At 58.6% G+C, this 13,967-nt stretch carries 9 protein-coding genes; 1 reads left to right on the top strand and 8 read right to left on the bottom strand.

The features are described from left to right. Positions 1–6,138 precede the first annotated feature (6,138 nt). The 8 genes from BLQ01_RS05465 to rpmH all read right to left on the bottom strand — a co-directional run bounded on the left by BLQ01_RS05465 (position 6,139) and on the right by rpmH (position 11,824). Entirely contained in the window at positions 6,139–7,413 is a 1,275-nt protein-coding gene (locus BLQ01_RS05465; RefSeq protein ID WP_091550518.1) for a ParB/RepB/Spo0J family partition protein, read from the bottom strand. Between the two features lie 67 nt (positions 7,414–7,480). Further along, complete coding sequence (locus BLQ01_RS05460) at positions 7,481–8,536, bottom strand: ParA family protein (RefSeq protein WP_223944269.1); 1,056 nt, start codon at positions 8,534–8,536, stop codon at positions 7,481–7,483. Positions 8,537–8,623: 87 nt separating this feature from the next. After that, positions 8,624–9,274 carry a 16S rRNA (guanine(527)-N(7))-methyltransferase RsmG gene (gene rsmG, locus BLQ01_RS05455; RefSeq protein ID WP_011776793.1) on the bottom strand — a complete coding sequence of 217 codons (651 nt, stop codon included), beginning with the start codon at positions 9,272–9,274 and terminating at the stop codon, positions 8,624–8,626. A gap of 6 nt (positions 9,275–9,280) precedes the next feature. Further along, on the bottom strand, positions 9,281–9,832 hold the full coding sequence (locus BLQ01_RS05450; RefSeq protein ID WP_026541018.1) for a Jag family protein: 552 nt from the start codon (positions 9,830–9,832) through the stop codon (positions 9,281–9,283). Further along, the gene (gene yidC, locus BLQ01_RS05445; RefSeq protein ID WP_026541017.1) at positions 9,832–10,803 is read right to left on the bottom strand and encodes a membrane protein insertase YidC; all 972 of its coding nucleotides are present in this window, start codon (positions 10,801–10,803) and stop codon (positions 9,832–9,834) included. Before yidC ends, BLQ01_RS05450 begins: the two co-directional genes overlap by 1 nt. A 16-nt stretch (positions 10,804–10,819) precedes the next feature. After that, positions 10,820–11,305 (bottom strand): membrane protein insertion efficiency factor YidD, encoded by a 486-nt coding sequence (gene yidD, locus BLQ01_RS05440; protein WP_026541016.1) that lies wholly within the window; start codon positions 11,303–11,305, stop codon positions 10,820–10,822. Beyond that, positions 11,235–11,645 (bottom strand): ribonuclease P protein component, encoded by a 411-nt coding sequence (gene rnpA, locus BLQ01_RS05435; protein ID WP_026541015.1) that lies wholly within the window; start codon positions 11,643–11,645, stop codon positions 11,235–11,237. The genes yidD and rnpA overlap by 71 nt, the downstream gene beginning before the upstream one ends. A gap of 41 nt (positions 11,646–11,686) precedes the next feature. Continuing rightward, on the bottom strand, positions 11,687–11,824 hold the full coding sequence (gene rpmH / locus BLQ01_RS05430; protein ID WP_011776797.1) for a 50S ribosomal protein L34: 138 nt from the start codon (positions 11,822–11,824) through the stop codon (positions 11,687–11,689). Positions 11,825–12,289: 465 nt separating this feature from the next. Between rpmH and dnaA the strand changes: the two genes are divergently transcribed. Continuing rightward, a complete protein-coding gene (gene dnaA / locus BLQ01_RS05425) occupies positions 12,290–13,708 on the top strand; it encodes a chromosomal replication initiator protein DnaA (protein WP_026541014.1) in 1,419 nt (472 codons plus the stop codon). The last annotated feature ends 259 nt before the right edge of the window (positions 13,709–13,967 follow it).

The raw sequence follows: 13,967 nt of genomic DNA, 5'->3' as shown, positions 1-13,967 counted from the left end.
CGCCGGCTTTTTTGTATTTCATGGATAAGTAAACTTCCAGAGCTTTCATTTCACTCAGTTCGTTGCGGGGGAGCCTTCAGCGGTTCAGGTTTTGGCTTTCTCGGTTGGCCCTACCTGGGGTAGGCAGAACTTGCACCCTCTTCCACATCCCCACCCCGGTCCCGGCCGATCCTCTTCCACATCCCCACCCCCTCCCGGCCGACCCTCTTCCACATCCCCACCCCGGTCCCGGCCGATCCTCTTCCACATCCCCGCCCCCTCCTGGGCAACCCTCCTCCACATCCCCACCCCCTCCCGGGCAACCCTCCTCCACATCCCCACCCCCTCCCGGGCAACCCTCCTCCACATCCCCACCCCCTCCCGGCCAACCCTCTTTCATCACGGCATAATCGAGCCAATGGAACGCATGGTCTTGATAATCCTCGTTGGGCCAATCCGTCTGGGCGGACAGACTAGCGCTCAAACAGGCGGTCGGGGCTCAACTGCCACCTTCTCATCTGTCGATTTTGGAGGAGGCATGCTGGACGGCTCTAATCCCGATTCCCTTAGCCGGCACTGTAGGACCGACCCGAATTGAGTGGGTGAGATCCGCTCGTAACTAGGTCGGACCCGTTTCACCGATTGTTTCGCGGGAGTACCCGCGACGCAGGCATCAGGGGGAGAGAGGTTAGATCACGGCGGTGGGAAGCGGACAGCTGGTCATAGATCCGCAGCGGTTTCATGGCTGCCCTTGGCAAGGAATTCGCTGGTCTGTGAATGAAATTGCCTCTGCCGATGGGAATGCTGTGCGAATGTCACGTCACCCAATAGGCATTGCGCGGGAACGACAACCATGACTGTTCCCACTAGGCCCATCGGTCAGCATCGGGCGGTGTCCTCCATTTCCCCATTTGTCGGCAAATGACTCTTGTACTTCTGCAGCCGGTGATTCAGTAGCTGCGTTCAATACGCTCACAAGTACACGTGCGGCTCGTGGCAAACGTCCGCCCGTCTCTGCGACGCCAGGAGATGAATTAGCTCTAAAGTCCTGCGGCCCTAGCTCAAGGTAGTCACTGGGTGGTTTCACGTGAAACACGGGCGGGCAGGCCGTGCTTCGGAATCATCTACTGTATGGCGCACCAGGGTGGGCCATCACCGTCATGCCTAAATGCCGCTTCTTCGCGGAGCCAACCGCATGTTTCACGTGAAACAACGGTCCGCTTGCCGCGCCTAGGGAGGTTCCACGGCCGATGCAGCAGCAACGAAATGATTTGGTCCCCCCAACGAGTCTGACTTCATTGATGCAGGGCGCGTGATCTAGGTGAAACCACAGGACTGTGAAACCCCAGGACTGGTCTTGGTGTCACAGGCACACGTTTCTCCTACTGCATGATTTGTTAGCCCGGGGAACCCGCCAGAAGGCTACTGGTAGCGCTGAACTTTGCCTGCGCCTTGAAGCGTGCGAGCCCGACCTCGGCAGCCAGAAGACCCGCCAGGGCTGATTCTGCGCACAAGCAGCCTGGGGGAGCCGGTACGAGTCTCCAAGGCACCGCTGGCCCCCTGCAAGCCGCATTCAACTCGCCTCCGGGTCTTCCTCATACGGATGTTCGAGACATTTAGCTACTGGGCGAAACGAGTTAGAGAACTTATCAACTGCAAAGCCCGGCTCGCCAGTCCCATAGGCGATGCACGCCAACGAGGGTCAGAACCACGGCAGCAACGAGCAACCTACTAATGAAACGATGATTCCATGGAATTGCTATCTGCCAGGAGAGTTTTGAGGCTCCACGGCCAACAATCGAACCCCTGCAGGGTCACCTGCAGGTGCTTCTGAAACTGGCCGGGCAGTACAACTTGGCGAGATCATGTCCGAATTTGGGAATGGGGCCAGAGGTGCGGGCACCAACAGCTCATTCTGAGCAGTGGGGTGGGCGTCGGTTGCTACGGGCCTACACACCCTCAAGGAAACGTGCGATGCAGTGTTCCAACCACAAACGCCGCACTGGCGGGAGCTGGCAGAGCCTTGACGGCAGCACCGTGTGAGTAACCGGTATGCATGCAGGACCAGAGGGATGCCCGATACTTAGGGCCACCAACGGACTTGAGTGCAAAGGCGAACGCAGCAGAACGGCGGACCGAATCCGTGTGCTAGTTGGTGACGAGCCACGACTCCCGCTGACCATGGGAGAAATTCTGGTCGCTTGTTCTCGCCCAGGGTTTCACGTGAAACATGGGAGGATGCCCTCCGGCGAGGGACGCGTCTACATCCGACTTGGTCCACTAACTCCATGGTCTATAGCCACTGCATCACCCTTCATGGTGACGAACATGAGCAGCGCACGGTTGCACCTGCTTGGCTACACGACTCTCTGGCGACATCCAGGCAAATTGGGTGTGGTCCAGTTTCTCTCAATGAGCCCATCGGGGCGTCAATTGAAATCAGAGTGTGTGAACGCTAGCAAGCATCGAATCGCATCGGTGTCGGGGACTCACCGCAGTCTCGACATTAGGGCATTCGATGATAACCAGAACTATGCCTGCCGATACGGGGAGTCACGATCCAGTCTCTCAAATCAGGCCGTGAGTGTCACAGGCGTTCCAGGGAAGAGAAGGACGCGGGGGAGCGTGGCTGCAACGGTCATGTTCTGCTGTGGCCAACTTGGCTTCTGCGACCACGAATACTCTTCCTGGCATGATCTGGAGTTTTCCTTCATTGCTGGGCGTGACCGTCGTCAAGGCGAAAGGGGAGGGAGCCACGAATGCACGTTTCACGTGAAACACTGGCTCGGGCACATCGACTGATCAAGCTGGTGCAGTCATACAAGACCAATGAAAGGGAACACGTGACTGCGCGCGGGCATGGACCTGGACAGCTCACGGCCCTGTTGCAAGGGTTAGGTCATCTCTCCTCGTGCTCCTTTTAGACCGGCGGCCGGGTCGAAGTCCACTACTTCTTGGAACAGTCAGCGTGGTTAGCGCCCGTCACAACAACGCCTTAAATGTACTGGCTGTCCGTCGGCCCCAAGCCCCGGCACTAGTGAGCATACGCTGCCCGTCCAAGCCACCAATGTCATCAAGTGGGAAAGACATCCGATGAATTCCTTGATGTCGTTGTCCATTACGAAAAGCGGGGCTAAGGGCTCCTGGCTGTCAGGAGCACGCTCTTCCCCACTAGAGTAGTGGCGCTGGAACAAGACAGGGAGGACCCTAGTGCCAGCCGGCATGTGTCCTTGTCGCATCGAGTCCTCAAAGCCGCATGGCGGCCTGCCTATCATCCAAGGTGACTGCAATTTGGCCACGGTTGTCCACCGATCGACACCCAGTCGTCTTGAAGTCGTGCACATACTTATCCACAGGCTTATCCACTGAGTATGAGCCCGTTCACAGATCGTCGTTCTCGTAGGTCCTTGAGTACGACCGAGATGGAAATATCCACGATCTCGCGCCAGCGTATGTGTGCGCCCCCAGCTTAGGCTGGATGCCCAAATTTGCATCCAAAACCAATGAAAATCAGGGGCAAAGGCCTGAAAAGGGATACCGCTAGAACCGGCTCTCGCAACTTCCGATCGTGTTCGCACTGAAGCAGGTTCGATGAGCCGGTGTCGCGGTCACTCGGATAGCGACGTGGGCCGAAGCACACCACACCAACCCACATTGCCCACAGAGTTATCCCCAACGATATCCACAGGGATATCCACTTCCTTATGCACAGGCATCCCAGTCGACACTATGCACTCACCGGCACAATCAGTTCCCCGTTTCACGTGAAACAATCTGCCTTGTCGTTATGAACGGACACGAGCTGTTCACTCGCCTTCAGAGCTCGCCCGCCACAATCACGGTAGGTCCCATCGTGTGCCAGGTCGGAAATGCCAGGCAGTCACGGATCGGGCAGTGGCGACATCAGACCAATCGGCCGTGCCTTCACCAACTATGTTTACTGAGGCTCTTCCAGCGGTGGCGCGGTCGCAGGTGATGACGTCGGTAGTTCCTCTCCTTATCCTGCTGTGGACCGCAGGGGACTGATGGTGCCAGTGCCGCCAAACGACCGGGCCTGAACCAACGGCATTCCTGAACAGTCCGCTTTCTGCTCCTCGGGCTGCCATTCCTTGCCGCCTAAGGCATTTAGAGAACCGCCAGTTCCGCGCCAGGACGACTAAAGGACGGCTCTCCCGTCGTCGCACCCGAGGTGTGCTGAGGAGGAGGACAGAATCCCGAACAGGCGTAACTGCACCGGCCACGGCTCCATCCCTACTAAGGGGGTTCCGATATTCGCAGGGAGCCGCAAGGACACTTGAGTCATCCTGCAAATTTGGGACCCCCGACTTGTCAATGGCAAAACTGCGCGGCTCTATCAGCGAAGCTGTCGGGAATCGCAAAGCGACGGTTGGAGGGCGGCCGAGTATTTGAGGGACTTCAACCTCGGGACCTCCAAGGACACCAGGTCTGACCACGGGCCCACGAAGCAACGGAGGAGCGAGTATGCGTAGATTCACCCCTGATAAAGACCGGGGGCCTTAGTACCCGCCCTCGCTACCCATACGCCAGAGAGACGAATACAGGCGAGAACAGAACCTGCACGCAGTGGCGAACAGACATGAGGAGGTCACAACTCACGGACGGTAACCACGACTGCCACCGTAGCTGCTTCCCTGCCGCTACTCACCCAGGAAGTAGGGTCACAACAACTCGCCCATAGCCGGCCGATGCCCCAGGCCTTGAGTAGCCAGGTTCAAGCTCTCTCGACTGATCTACGCCGCCCGTACCCCAGGCCGCCGTTCCCGCCCGTACCCCAGGCCGCCGTTCCCGCCCGTACCCCAGGCCGCCGTTCCCCAGACCCTTTTCGTATCGCGATTCGGTAGACGGGGGAGGTGCCCGGCGTGAAGCCCGTGAGAGGCCGGAGAGAAAGTAGGGACGATGCCCACGTCACAGAGCCGATCTGCGGGCCTTACAGGCCTAATCACATGACAGACTGAATGCCGCCGCAAAGATCCACTCTCTCTAAACGCCGATCAGAGGCAGCCTTCAGCGGCGGGGCGCTGGTCACTGAGTAGCGAATTTTGCTCCCAGCCCTACCGAAGGCTAAGACCGAGGTTGGTAGTTCGGCGTACGTTTCACGTGAAACAACTGCATCAACATGCCTGACGATCTATCCAAGAGTGGACTATCAGCAACTAGGCGCCTTGATTGCTGGCCGGGCTCTTTCGGGTGGTCTTATGCGCCAGGTCTTGAGGGCTCCAAGCTTGTAAGGAGTGCTGGCCATTGCGGGTTTCCTGGATCCGAGGCCATGTCCGATTTCGTTTCACGTGAAACACGATATGCGACGCCGAAGCCGCTAACTTCCAGGCAGGAGGAGTAGAAGAGCCGTCGAACAGACAGGTAGTGTATCTGAGTCTGCCACCCGGCCAACGAGGCCTCACAAGACAACTACTGCGTGACCCACACCGTTACCTCCTAGGTGACCAGAAAGAGCAGGTTGGGCGGGCACTGGTTGCCACCGAAATCTGAGTCCGCTGAGGCAATTCCTAGACAATCTCGAGGGTACTTCGCTGCCTTTAGACCTCGGGGTGACGGCAAACCGAAGTGCTAACTACTGCTTATGCGGCCTACACTGCTTCAGGGCAAATTGATGTCTGGCCTGGAACACCGGAACCACCGCAGATGGAACCCAGATATATAGCGTATTGCTGAAGCCCAGCTGTTTCACGTGAAACAGTATCTGATCCTACGGAGGAGTCGAGGGCAAGCTTCTGCTGACTCAGGCGCAATAGGGCGATGGCACTTCCTTCCGATCCGGCCATCACTAGGCCTAATGCAGCCACTCGGGAGTGGAGCTCGGGATAGTAGGCCTATGAAGCGCATCGCAGTCCACCAAAACCGCACCGTCCACGACACTAGCTAGAAAGCCAAATCCGACGTAGGTAACCCACACTGCGGAACAGTTGCTCCCAATGCCACGACTCCACAGCGGGGAGAACACCACCCATGTTTCACGTGAAACATCGAGATTTTTCGCTGTTCCGAAACTCAGGGGCCAGGCCTGGAAATGTCGCACGGCAAATGTGGCGGGACCATGCTCATTTCGTAGGAGAAAACTTAGCGGACAAGCAAAATGGGACCTACTGGAAGAGCAGGTCCCATTCTAGAGAGTCGGAAGTGTCAGTCTTCGGCGCCAGGTCCCAGGACATCCATGATGCGATTGAGATCCTCAACGCTGGCAAACTCGATGCTCACGCGGCCTTTGCGGGCCCCAAGAGTGATCTTTACGTTGGTATCCAAGCGGTCCGAGAGGGACGAAGCGAGGTAGTCAAGACGTTCATGGCGGGCATTCGGCTTCGGAATGCTGTTCTTGGCCGGTGTAGTGGGGTCTTGATAGAGGGCCACTGCCTCTTCTGTCGCACGGACAGACATACCCTCAGCCACGATCCTCTGAGCCAAACGTTCCATGGCGGCCGCGTCCGGGAGTGCCAGAAGAGCACGGGCGTGGCCTGCTGAAAGCACACTGGCAGCTACACGTCGTTGAACCAAGGGCGGGAGCTTCAGCAATCGCAGCGTGTTGGAGACCTGCGGACGTGAGCGGCCAATACGGTCGGCAAGCTGCTCGTGGGTGGTGCCGAAGTCTTCCAAGAGCTGCTGGTAGGCAGCAGCCTCTTCAAGGGGGTTCAGCTGACTCCGGTGCAGGTTCTCCAGCAGCGCATCCCGGAGAAGGTCGTCGTCGGTGGTGTCTCGGACAATCGCAGGGATGGTTTCGAGGCCCGCGGCCTGAACTGCACGCCATCGACGCTCACCCATGACCAATTCATACGGTTCTCCACCCTTTTCGGTTGAAGTACGTACAACAATTGGCTGGAGGACGCCGATTTCTCGAACCGAGTGGACCAGCTCTGCCATGTCATCTTCATCGAAGACCGAACGAGGCTGTTTGCGGTTCGGGTGAATGTCACCCACCGGGATCTCAGCGAAGCGGGCGCCGGGGACCTCGACCAGCTCCACGTCCGACGCAGAGGAAGAGGAAGCCGCAGCATCCACATCGTTGGTTTCCGGAGTTGACGAAGCAGTAGTTCGCTTGGTCGCAGTCTTAGCCGGCGTTGACTTGGCGGCGGACTTGGCCGGCGCCTTGGAGGCCGGCCCGTTGGAAGCCGCAGCCTTGGAAGCCGCAGCCTTGGACGCAGCAGAATCCGACGCTGCCGACTTCCTAGTCTCCTGCACCGCGGCCTTACCGACGGTTGCTGCCGCACCAGGCGGCTGCGAAGCCTCAGCTTCAACAGCCGCTTCGGAAGTCGGAGCCTCCACTACCGGTTCAGCGGACTTCTTTGCTTCCGGGAAGAACAAATCCACTGGGCGGGACGGTGCAGAACCGTTTCCCTGGGCCGCAGCCGAGCTGGGAATGAGAGCCCCAAGACCCCTACCGAGGCCCCTTCGCTTTTCGCTCATTGATTCATCCCTCCGATGAAATTGCCGAGCACGGACCTGCTCAGGCTGTTGCAGTGTTTCAAGAATTCTAGCGTTCGGCGATTTCGGCAGCGGCTTCCATGTAGGAAAGCGCACCACTCGACGAAGGATCGTAAGTCATCACCGTTTGCTGGTAGCTCGGCGCCTCAGAGATACGCACTGAACGCGGAACCACGGCTCCCAGAACCTGCTCGGGGAAGTGTTGGCGTACCTCGGAGGCAACTTGCGCAGCCAGGTTGGTGCGACCGTCATACATGGTCAAGAGAATCGTTGAAACAACCAGGTCGGCGTTGAGGTGCTTCTGGATCATCTCAATGTTCTTGAGGAGCTGGCTTAGCCCTTCCAGTGCGTAGTACTCGCACTGTATGGGGATCAGAACTTCACTGGCTGCGCAGAAGGCATTGACCGTCAGCAGGCCCAAGCTGGGAGGGCAGTCAATGAAGATGAAGTCCAGCCGGCCTTCACCATTCTTCTCCCGCTCCTTGGCGTAAACGTCGATGGCTCGTCGAAGCCTCTGCTCGCGTGCCACCAACGAGACCAACTCGATTTCAGCACCGGCAAGGTGGATGGTGGCGGGGGCGCAGATCAGATTCGGGATGTCAGGGCAGGCAGCAACGACGTCCTTCAGGGGGAGGTCGTTGATCAGGACGTCATAGATGCTGTCGACGTCTGCATGGTGCTCTATTCCAAGTGCCGTGGAGGCGTTTCCTTGGGGATCAATGTCGATCACCAGCACGTTGAGCCCGGCAGAGGCCAGGGCTGCGGCGATGTTCACCGTGGTGGTGGTTTTGCCCACTCCGCCCTTCTGGTTGGAGACAGTGAAGATGCGCGTTTTATCCGGCTTGGGGAGCTCCCTGCCGATCAACCGCTCGCGCCGACGGGTTTCATTGGCCAACTGACGGGCGATCGGACTTGAGTCATCAATGGAATCCATCACGTTATGCACTCCATCAGATACGGTTTCACGTGAAACGGCAGCATTCTCAACCGAATTGGGACGCACAATCGCAGACTGAAGAGATGCAGAGGGTGTGGCCATTGCCCGCGCGGACCCCAACGACATAAACGGGGGGATTCGCTGCGTGGAGGTTTCACTACTGCCCACTGGTCACACTCTCACTCTCATTCGGCGCTTGCTGCCGTTCTCTAGCCTAACTGCTCAGCCGCCGACACGCGGGAAACCAAGCGGGTCTCAGGCCGTCTTTCCGGGCTTGTTGACGATAATCCTCACCACGGTGGTGGGTTCCTCCAAAAGCTCCTGTCCACAAACAACAACTGACGTTTCCACGCCACCCAGTTTGCGGATGACCTTCTTGGCCTTCTCGATCTCCTCGGCCGCGCTGCGGCCCTTGATGGCGACAACTTCGCCATGGCCATTCAGGAGGGGAATCGTCAGACCTGCCAGGTTACTGAGAGCAGAAACTGCCCGCGCCGTAACAACGTCGGCGTCCACCATGCCCACGGCGAGCTCAGCACGCGTCCTCATGATGGTGACGTTATCCAGGCCGAGATCGTCCACCACTTCCTGGAGCCAGATGACACGACGCTCAAGCGGCTCAATCAGAGTCAGTTCAAGGTCCGGCCGGGCAATTGCCAAGCAGAGACCCGGCAAGCCTGCGCCGGATCCGACGTCGGCGACGTGGCTGTCCATGGCAATGGCGGATTCAATGACTGCACAGTTCAGGACGTGGCGACTCCACAAACGCGGAATCTCCCGTGGACCAATCAGCCCACGCTCAGTACCGGACGTTGCAAGATGTTCAACATAGCGCTTGGCGAGATCCAGGCGCTCCCCAAAAATCTTCTCGGCCGCTTCAAGTTCAGCTGCGGTTATTTCGACCATGAGCTGCTAGTCAGCCGAAACGACGATGTGACGGCCTGCGCCTTCGCCTTCGGACTCGGAAACGAACCCAAGGTCAGCAACGGCGTCGTGAACGATCTTGCGCTCGTAAGCACTCATCGGTTCAAGGGCGACGGTACCGCCGTCGGACTTGACCTTGGCTACGGCGTCTTCGGCGATCTTCTGCAGAACGCCGGCACGTTCCTTGCGGTATCCGTTGATGTCCAGGACGAGGCGTGAACGGTTCTCCGTCGCAGAGAGTACGGAGAGGCGAGCCAGCTCTTGCAGAGCCTCCAACACTTCACCGTCACGGCCCACCAGGCTATCCAACGCTGCAGATTCTTCATCGGCGCCGATGGAGATGTAGGTGCGTCCGTTGCGGACCTCAATGTCGATGTCGCCGTCGATATCGGCAATATCCAGGAGTTCCTCGAGGTAGTCGGCGGCGATATCGCCTTCCTCCTCGAGACGGCTGGCCGTCTTGGACTGCGTCTCTTCCTGCGTTTCGTCCTGGTCTTCAGTCACAGCGGCGATAACTTCTTCAGTGCTCTCGGCAGACATTACTTCTTCTTCCTGTTCTTACGTTGTGGCTGGACGCGCTGTGCACGGATCTCGGCGGCTGCAGCTGCTGCAGCTTCGGCTTCCGCGGCGGCGTCGGCGGGCTTCTTTCCACCCAGGAGCGGCGGGAGGCCCTTGGCGGCGCGGCGCTCTTCCAGTGCCTTGGCGGCAGGGGAACCCGGGGTGGGCATACGGCGAATGACGAAGAACTGCTGGCCCATGGTCCACAAGTTGGTGGTGGTCCAGTAGATCAGGACACCGATCGGGAAGTTGATGCCACCGATACCGAAAACGAGCGGCAGGATGTAGAGCATCATCTTCTGCTGGCGCATGAACGGGCTGGCCATGGCCTCTTCGGACATGTTCTTGGCCATGATCTGCTTCTGCGTAATGAACTGCGAAGCCGTCATGGCAACGATCATCACGATGGAAAGAACTACTACCGAGATGTTTCCGGCACCACCGTGGAGCAGCGCAGACGACAGCGGCGCACCGAAGATGCTCGATTCATCGAACTCCACTACCTGCTGAGCGCTCATCGCACCGATGCCATTGCCGGCATTCTTTGCGTTCGAGATACCCGACAACACCTGGAACAGCGCGAAGAAGAACGGCATCTGGATCAGCATCGGCAAACATGCCGAGAACGGGTTGGTCCCGTGCTTCTTGTACAGCGCCATCTGTTCCTGCGCCATGGCCTGGCGGGACAGCTGATCGGTCTTGCCCTTGTACTTGGTCTGAAGTTTCTTCAGGTCCGGCTGCAGCAGCTGCATGCCGCGCTGCGCTTTGATCTGCTTGACGAAGACGGGAATCAAGGCGGCACGGATCACCAGCACGAGGCCGATAATGGACAAAGTCCACGTCCAGCCGTTCGCGGCGGGCAGGCCAATGAAGCTCAGTCCCTCGTGGAAGCCAACCATGATGATTGACACCAGCCACTTGAACGGAAACATGATTGTTTCAAAGAAGTCCATACGATATCCCTATTCGTTAGGCCGCTGTGCGGCCTTCTTCATCAGCCTGAGCAGCCAGGAACTGGTCCGGATTGTTCAGTACAACAATTGTGGGCGTCCGGCCTTCAGGCCAGTGACGATGACCGGCGGGGACGTGGTCCACTCCGCCGGCGTTCCAAGGATGGCATTTGGCGAGCCTCTTGGCTGCGAGCCAGCTGCCCTTCACGGCGCCATGCACCGTTACTGCTTCCAGCGCGTACGCGGAGCATGAGGGAAAGAACCGGCAAACCTGGCCGTACAGGGGCGAGATGACCTTGCGGTACGTCTTCAGCAAAAGAATGAGGATGTTGCGGGGCAGCTCCCACAGGAACATGCCTACCGCCGCCGGAAGGCTCCGATGCGGAACCTTGCCGGAGGGGTCGCTTGAGGAAGGAACGACGGCGGTGCTTATGTCATGCACGCGGTGTCCCTTCCGTTGTGGTGCCGTGGTGTTCGGTCGAAGCATTGCGTGGAGCTGAGCCACCCAATCGCTTCGTCGTCACAGCCAGCGCGGCGTTGTAGTCGGAGAGCAGTTGCTCCCAGCTGGCAGATGCAGCTGCGGGCAATGCCCGGACCACCACCGCCAGGCCGGTTCCATGCGTGTGCAAGGAAAGTGCGCCTGCTTCTCTCAGTCTCCTCTTAACGAGGTTCCTGGTCACAGCGTTCCCGACGGCTTTGGAGACAATGAAACCGATTCGACTCGGCTCCCCGGCCCCGATAGAGGCCGTATATAACACTAAGTTCCGGCGTCCATTGCGGACGCCGGAACGTACAGTTGTTGAAAAGTCGGTAGACGTCCGCAGACGGTTAGGGGTGGCTAGCACCGTCGAACCCGCAAAAAGACCCTGACCGACAAGTCAGTTGTTTACGCCGACAGTTCGACGCGGCCCTTGCCGCGACGGGCAGCCAGGATGGCGCGGCCGGCACGGGTGCGCATACGAAGGCGGAAGCCGTGCTTCTTGGCCCGACGGCGGTTATTCGGCTGAAAAGTCCGCTTGCTCACGTTAGTTACTCCAGTGGATCAAAGGTGCGCCCACCCGATCAAAAAAGGGGAAGAACTGGCCGACGCTAAGTTTTGTATGTGCCTGCCGCCGTTGCCTTCCGTACGGTGAACGTACGGGGTTACAACTGATCTCAAAAGCGGACACAAAGGACTTCACAACGTTAGGGCAAAAAGGCACCCACAGTCAAACCGGGAGCCTGCCGCGGAGCTATCCACAGCTGTGCCCAACCCATGTTCCCAGCCTGTGGATGAAGTGGCTCACAGACCGTTTCGAAGAACAACAACGGTGTAATTATCCACAGGCAACTTCCCAGCTATCTTCTAGCGTTTCCATCCCCTAGAGTGGCTCAGTAGCCCAATGTCCACCCGCTGTGTATAACTCTGTGGATTATCGCCCAGAACAGAGCGGCCGGAGAGACTTCGGCTGCCAGCAACGCCGGCAAGCAAGAATTTAGGAACTGATTGATGACAGTAGACGAAGCCAACCACGCCAACACTGTCGGAAGTTCCTGGCGCAGGGTGCTGAGCCTCATGGAACAGGACGACCGGGTTTCACCCCGTCAGCGCGGTTTCGTCATCCTCGCCCAGGCGCAGGGACTCATTGGTTCCACACTCTTGGTGGCCGTTCCCAACGAACTCACCCGCGAAGTCCTGCAGACCCAGGTCAAGGACGCCTTGGACGATGCACTCCGCAGCGTCTTCTCCGACGACATCCGCTGCGCGATCGATGTGGACACCGATCTGGTGCCCGTCCATGCAGAGCCGGAGCCCGTCGTCGAGCTTTCCGCTGTGTCCGACTTCGCTGAGCCGAAGCCACAGCCCACTCCGCCCAGCACCTCGCATGAGTTTGGCCGGCTCAATCCCAAGTACATTTTCGACACCTTTGTGATCGGCTCTTCCAACCGCTTTGCGCACGCGGCCGCCGTCGCCGTCGCCGAAGCGCCGGCCAAGGCGTACAACCCGTTGTTCATCTACGGCGACTCCGGCCTGGGCAAGACCCACCTGCTGCACGCGATCGGTCATTATGCCCGCCGGCTCTACAGCGGGATCCGTGTCCGCTACGTGAACTCCGAGGAATTCACCAACGACTTCATCAACTCCATCCGTGATGACGAAGGCACCAGCTTCAAGACCACGTACCGGAATGTCGATGTGCTGCTGATCGATGACATCCAGTTCCTGGCGGGCAAGGACCGGACCCAGGAGGAGTTCTTCCACACGTTCAACGCCCTGCACAATGCCAACAAGCAGGTTGTCATCACCTCGGACCAGCCACCCAAGATGCTCGCCGGCTTCGAGGACCGCATGACGTCCCGTTTCGAATGGGGCCTGCTGACGGACATCCAGCCCCCTGAGCTTGAGACCCGCATTGCGATCCTCCGCAAAAAGGGCCTCAGCGAAGGCCTGTCCGCACCGGATGACGCCTTGGAGTACATCGCGTCCAAGATCTCCAGCAACATCCGCGAACTTGAAGGTGCCCTCATCCGGGTCACGGCCTTCGCCAGCCTCAACCGCCAGCCGGTGGATGTGGCCCTGGCGGAAATGGTGCTCAAGGACCTGATCACTGATGACGGAGCCCAGGAGATCACCGCGAAGCAGATCCTGGACCAGACAGCGGACTACTTCAAGCTCAGCATGGAAGAGCTCTGCAGCAAGTCCCGCACCCGCACGTTGGTGACCGCCCGGCAGATCGCGATGTACCTGTGCCGCGAGCTGACTGACATGTCCCTGCCGAAGATCGGCCAGGAACTTGGTGGACGCGATCACACCACCGTCATCCATGCTGACCGCAAGATCCGCGAGCTGATGGCTGAGCGTCGTGTGATTTACAACCAGGTCACTGAGCTCACCAACCGCATCAAACAGCAGCAGCGCGACTCCTGACATCCACAACGTAGGCGCCACTACATACCTTATTAACAGGTGCATGTGGATAAGCCTGTGGATACTTAAGGGGACAAGCTCGGTTAATGGGCTTAAAACCCTTAAGGCGCCTGTGGATCGTTAAAAACCGCCCTGAGAGTTGTCCCCATCCACACCCTGTTTAAAACCCAGTTAACGCACAATCCGTGAACAGGGCTTAACCGCGGAACGACGCGGTGGGATCGGGTTATCCACAGTTTCCACAGCAGTTGTTAACACT

Source organism: Arthrobacter sp. UNCCL28 (assembly GCF_900102805.1).
Lineage (GTDB): Bacteria > Actinomycetota > Actinomycetes > Actinomycetales > Micrococcaceae > Arthrobacter > Arthrobacter nicotinovorans_A.
The sequence above is the reverse complement of the archived record's forward strand: the minus strand, read 5'-3'. Positions and strand labels throughout refer to the sequence as shown.

Excerpts from the sequence above, each read along its gene's own strand:
- BLQ01_RS05465 (WP_091550518.1), bottom strand. The coding sequence starts at position 7,413 with ATGAGCGAAAAGCGAAGGGGCCTCGGTAGGGGTCTTGGGGCTCTCATT.
- rsmG (WP_011776793.1), bottom strand. The coding sequence starts at position 9,274 with ATGGTCGAAATAACCGCAGCTGAACTTGAAGCGGCCGAGAAGATTTTT.
- BLQ01_RS05450 (WP_026541018.1), bottom strand. The coding sequence starts at position 9,832 with ATGTCTGCCGAGAGCACTGAAGAAGTTATCGCCGCTGTGACTGAAGAC.
- yidC (WP_026541017.1), bottom strand. The coding sequence starts at position 10,803 with ATGGACTTCTTTGAAACAATCATGTTTCCGTTCAAGTGGCTGGTGTCA.
- dnaA (WP_026541014.1), top strand. The coding sequence starts at position 12,290 with ATGACAGTAGACGAAGCCAACCACGCCAACACTGTCGGAAGTTCCTGG.